Consider the following 431-nt stretch of genomic DNA (forward strand, 5'->3'; position numbering starts at 1 on the left):
TAATTGTCCCGTGTGCTAAGACTGAATGGAGTGCATTTTGAGTGTAACGGTACGAATATCGGGTTGAGCGATATCACGCGATAGTAGTCAGGATAAAGTCTTGTCGGGAATGCGCCCTACTGGAATCGAACCAGTCTGAAGGCGAATTATGAGTTCGCTGCCTCCCCAATCGGCCAAGGGCGCACAAATCGGTAGGGGTCGAACGGGAAGTCACCTTCCCGAACTCCCATTAAAAACCGTGCTTGATACTTTCGCATCACACGGCTCCTGATGTGGACACCCTTTTTCATAGGAACAGAGTTACTACCCCCTGCTTTCGTACTTCAACTTTTGGAGCTTTATGCACCACGTAGTCTTTCAACTCGCTCTCGCCATTATACTCCTACTAATCGCAGTATCTATATCCACACCGCGACCTGTGGGCATATCCG

Annotated in this window: 1 tRNA gene; it reads right to left on the reverse strand. The window is 49.2% G+C overall.

Features of this window, described 5'->3' with window-relative positions:
* Positions 1 to 110: 110 nt before the first annotated feature.
* Positions 111 to 183: transfer RNA gene (locus P5674_RS25970), tRNA-Met, on the reverse strand.
* Between the last annotated feature and the right edge of the window lie 248 nt (positions 184 to 431).

Origin of the sequence: Limnospira sp. PMC 289.06 (genome assembly GCF_032350395.1) — a bacterium.
GTDB lineage: Bacteria > Cyanobacteriota > Cyanobacteriia > Cyanobacteriales > Microcoleaceae > Limnospira > Limnospira platensis.